Genomic DNA, 4,813 nt, shown 5'->3' with positions numbered 1-4,813 from the left:
GGCCAGTGTGAGCGGACAACCGTGCGCGACCTTCAGACGGGTCATACTCTGACAGTCGCGCATGAGTTCGACGGCTTCGGTCAAGAAACCTGTCGGCGTTACGATATCAACCGTGAGGAAGTCGAAACCTATCAACAGCAATGGTCCGTCAGTGGTCAGTTAACCAGCAAAACCCTGAGTCGCAAGGGTGAGATTTGCCTCAGCGAACGCTTCAGTTACGACGTTCGCGAGCGCCTCCAGGAATGGGTCGTCGATGACACTACCGTCGATGGACCGCAGGATGCCGGTGGCAAAGCTATCCGCAGCCAAACCTACGAATACGACCTGTTGAACAACCTCATCGTGTGCACTACTGCTTACGTCGACCGCAGTAAGCAGCGGCAGGAATACAGCTACAGCACCGACAACCCGACGCAACGGTTCAAGGCGGTGACGATTAGCACCCCGGCGCCGGACAGCGCGGGAAGGACTGCAAACCCCGTCCGAACCGAAGCGATGCTGACCTATGACGCGAACGGCAATCTGACCCAGGATGAGCTGGGCCGTAGACTCAGCTACACCTTGACTGGAAGGCTAGCTGCCGTCAGTGGAAGAGACGGCAGAGCCATCACCCGCTACGAATACGATGAACAAGACAGGTTGACGATTCAATGGGATGAACAGGCGCAACAGCGCCGCGTGCTGATCTATAGCGGCGATGCATTGTGTGGTGAGGTGTGGCTGGGCCAAAACGGCGAAGAGCTGAAGAGATTGCGATTCGACGAAGAAGCCGGGCTGGCGGTACAGGTCATCACCAGCCAAAGCCAACAGACAGTCTTTACCCTCAGCGACCCGCAGAGCGGCGTGTCCAGCGAGTATCAGCCAGACACATCCGGTGGAATGGCTCGCAACAGTGTTTCGTATACCCCCTGGGGAGGGTGTGTCGACACCCGTCACGCTTCTCTGGTCAGTGGACTCGGTTATAACGGCGCTCGTCGCGACCCGCTAACCGGTTGCTATCACTTAGGTGATGGTTATCGCGTCTACAGCCCCTCCATGAGAGTGTTCCAACAGCCGGACAGCGCCAGCCCCTTCGGTTATGGCGGTTTGAACGACTATGCCTATTGCAGCGGTGACCCGGTGAACCTATACGACCCCAATGGCCACGTGATGGTTAGCCGTTGGGGACAAGACCAGATGATTAGAACACTGGACCAGTTCATCAGCGATTTTACGCCAGCCAAGGCGCCAGAACGGGAGAAGCAAGACAAAGACAACATCGGGGAGCTGATTTTTACCATCATATTGTCCGGTGTGTCGATTTTGATAGCTGTTGCTGGGGTTTTGTTGGCCATTCCTAGCGGCGGGCTCTCATTGGTATTGGCGGGCTTTCTGCTAGCAGCAATCGTAGTGAGTAGCGGGCTGTCAATCGCCAGTGTCGCGCTGCAAAACAGCAATCCGGAATTGGCAGAGAAGCTGGGTTGGGCTGGATTTGGGATCGATATGGCGACGATGGTCTTGCCGATAAAGTCGGCTATTAGTGGGGGGGCTAGGTTGATGCGCTGGGGGCGGAGCAAGGTGGGACGAATGGCGGACAAAATTGGAAAGCAGTTGCAACGAGTGGGCAATAGAGGGACACGCATTAGCACTCATTCCAATGAGGGAACAATCTTGGAACTTGGCGGACCGATGAAAAACATGAGGCCGTTGGACGCCAAGAATCCGTTAAGCAAGTACATCTATATTTTCGAAGACGTTTACAACGCAAAAAAAGAAAACCAAATGCGCAGACTAAATATTGCGGGACATGGGACTCAGTTGGAAGACGGCTCCGTAGAAATTTACGTAAACACCTTGAAGAAGAAGTTCAAAATTTGGAGAAAAGAAATAGATATTAGCGAGGAAGTTTTGACATGGAAGGCAAACCGTCTCTACGCCGAGCTTAAAAGTTCTGGCGTTAATTTTTCTAACTACGACTCCATTAGACTTTGTATGTGCCACTCCGCTGAGGGTGGAGAAAAATCCTTTGCGAGCCAATTCTCGATAGAGGCAGGTCTACCCGTGAAAGGTTTTCATGATCCATTGACTGCCAATTTCGAGCCAGGCAGCACAGTAGCGCTGTATGACAACGTTTTGAATAACGGTTTCACCATTAAGGAGTACTCTGACAGGCTCTACAACAAGGGCGACATCTTTAAGTCCCACAAGTCCGGATTCATGAACAGTTTAGGCGAGGTAATCATGCCGATCTATCGTCCTGAATGGTTCCCGTCCAAACCGCTCAAATAATTTTTGATCCACCTCTGCCGAATCCACATGATCCGAACAACCCTGTAGAGCCAACGCGGCTACAGGGTTTTTTCGCTAATGCGTAACATAATAGATCATGGAACCCACACCCCCCCCCCGCACCACTCAACTTCTGATTGTCCCAACATCATCGCGCTGCTCACCGAGGACAGAAGCCCATGGGCCTAAACATCCCTTCCTTTCGTTCACCTGTGCAAGATAAGGGATATCGCATAACGCCATTTAGACCATAGAGTCTAGCGGCTGATGCCCCATAGCAACCGGAGCATCTGCAGTAGCGGGAATAGCCGTAGGGACAGCTGGCAATGCATTCAGTCTGCGACGCAGGCTGGCACTTGCTTCGCTAATCGCGTTGCCCGTTCCCGTGATGGCTTGCCCACCGAGCCTTCTAGCACCAGTCGCTGCCTCTGTAGCTCTGTCGCCAACGGCGGTACCCAACTCTCTTGCTTTGCGATCTGCAGCAGTCCTTAAAGCTCTGGCTTGGCGATCTGCAGCCCCACCTAACTTCACCGCACCTGATCCGACCGCTTCGGCCGTTTTCAGAGAACCGCTCTTCACGTCGTTTTGCAGGAAATCAGAAGTACTGGTCGTGGCTTTGTCGGTCAGTGTGCTAGCCGTTGTCCAAGCCCCAAAAGTAGCGGCTGATCCGGCGATATTGATGCCGTGCTGCACTGCCGCCTGCACATAAGGTTTAGTGCCTGCGGGCAGTTTACTTGCCGCCAATGCTTGCAACTTGCCAACGCCTGCAAAACCGCCCCCGAGTGCAGCCAACTGAGTCAAGCTGGTGGCTGTCCCTAGCGCGCGGAGGGCTTTAGGCGTGTCGGTCAATATATTAATCGGCATCCCCGCTACGCGTTTCGTGGCGCTTGCGAGCTGACTTGCAACAGAAGAATTTTTCAGCGTGTTGTACGCGCCTAACCATTCATCATCCTTGCGGCCGAACAAAAACTCAGGCCCGACCCGCCCATCACGCTTATCGGTCGCATCCAGGCGAGCCGCAAAACCGGCATTTGCCACCAGACCGAGCCCCGATGTAAAGCCTATATCAAGCGCACCCTGGAGTTTTGGGTGTCCCGCAGTGGCCATCCCGACACCACCGCGCACCGCGTTACGCACGGAGTACGTCTGGATCGCCAACCCTTGATCTACAGCCTGCTTGCCCACTGCAGTTTTTTTGCCATCAAGAACATTCGCCATGGTGCTATTGAGTTTGTCTGCAGGTGCCTTGAGGTAATGGGCATCGTCCGTGGCGCGATCCATCATCGTCGTACCGACCGTGTCCATCGCACCAGAAATCAAACCCGAAACCAACGGTGCTGCAAATTTCAGTGAATCGGGTAAAAACGCCCCGGCACCGATGTCTGGCCGCAGGTATTGCAACACCGATGCTGCGGCAAACGGTATCCCGCGAAACATGGCCTTACCGACGGTTGCCTTGAGGTCCATCCCGGGAGCCTTGGCGAGGGTGTCTTGAACCGTCTCTCGAGTTTCGCCCTGCTCACATAACCCAGCGGCCCTAGAGTTGATCAGGTCCTCAATTCCTTCATTATGCTTATTGATTTGTTCACGCTCAGGTGAACCGGCGGCTTCAGTGCCGGGTGGGATCATGTGTTTCTCGAACACATCGACCATCATTTCCCTGAGTTCACGATACGCGGGACGCTGCTCTACCGGCACAACTGTCGCGGCAGCTTCGGTAGCAGCAGCGCCTTCGTTTGCATGGGTATTGATGGTTGCTAACGGTACTGCGCGGGTTATGTCCATAGTTATTGCTCTCTAGTCATAAAAAATTCATGAGTGTCCGTGAGTAGTGGGTGGTTACACCGGGGATTCAGTTCCTTTGGGGTTCTCGCGACGCGTTTATCCAGGCAGGCCGCTTCGGTGCCTTCGATATGAATTCGTTAAGCCGCGGCACACACCACCATGGAACCCACACCCTCCCTCGCACCACTCAACTTCTGATCGTCCCAACATCATCGCGCTGCTTACCGAGGACAGAAGCCCATGAGCCTGAACATCCCTTCCTTCCGTTTACCTGTGCAAGATTTGGCAAACTCCCAGCCACTGGACCTCTGCGCCCTGAATTCGAAAGGCGGGAAACATCAGGGCTCATTAACCAGCGACTCGTCACTCAACGAAAAAGGCGGCTCGCAGCTCCAAGATTTGTTTAGCAACCTGACGTCTTCGCAAGTCAATTTCGCTCCGAAAAACAACAATAGTCCGTTGGATGACTCGGCTAATTCGTCGACTAAAACCAGTGCAAGTTCAGCGGGCGGTGATCAGCAGGACATCCTTGATCAACTGATGAAAGTCATCCAGACCGCCGTGATGCAGTGGCTACAGAACCTGCTGCAGCCCAAAGATGACTCATCAAACGGTGCTGCCAACAACAATAAAATCGCCGCGACCGATGGCGGATCAGGAGTCGGAGGCGGTTCCGGTGGAGGCACTGGCGGAGCTGAAGGCGCGGGTGATTCAAGCGGTATTCAAAGCAAGGCCCAAGTCCCTGAGGAGACAGGATCCG

General features: G+C 54.2%; 2 protein-coding genes and 1 pseudogene. 2 read left to right on the top strand and 1 reads right to left on the bottom strand.

The genetic code is table 11. The features are described 5' to 3' along the window. Positions 1-2,268, top strand: a 2,268-nt coding sequence (locus M0974_RS01315) for an RHS repeat domain-containing protein (protein WP_297831653.1), incomplete at its 5' end; no start/stop codon positions are given. A gap of 243 nt (positions 2,269-2,511) precedes the next feature. Here the strand turns inward: M0974_RS01315 and M0974_RS01310 are convergent. Then, positions 2,512-4,053 carry a type III effector gene (locus tag M0974_RS01310; RefSeq protein ID WP_297831650.1) on the bottom strand — a complete coding sequence of 514 codons (1,542 nt, stop codon included), beginning with the start codon at positions 4,051-4,053 and terminating at the stop codon, positions 2,512-2,514. Positions 4,054-4,293: 240 nt separating this feature from the next. On the opposite strand from M0974_RS01310, the pseudogene M0974_RS01305 reads away from it, so the two are divergent. Further along, positions 4,294-4,813: pseudogene (locus tag M0974_RS01305) on the top strand (hypothetical protein); the annotation flags it as partial.

The sequence above is a fragment of the Pseudomonas sp. genome, from assembly GCF_026224925.1.
GTDB lineage: Bacteria > Pseudomonadota > Gammaproteobacteria > Pseudomonadales > Pseudomonadaceae > Aquipseudomonas.
The sequence above is the reverse complement of the archived record's forward strand: the minus strand, read 5'-3'. Positions and strand labels throughout refer to the sequence as shown.

Bases quoted from the DNA above. Each gene is read 5' to 3' on its own strand.
- M0974_RS01310 (WP_297831650.1), bottom strand. From the start codon at position 4,053: ATGGACATAACCCGCGCAGTACCGTTAGCAACCATCAATACCCATGCA.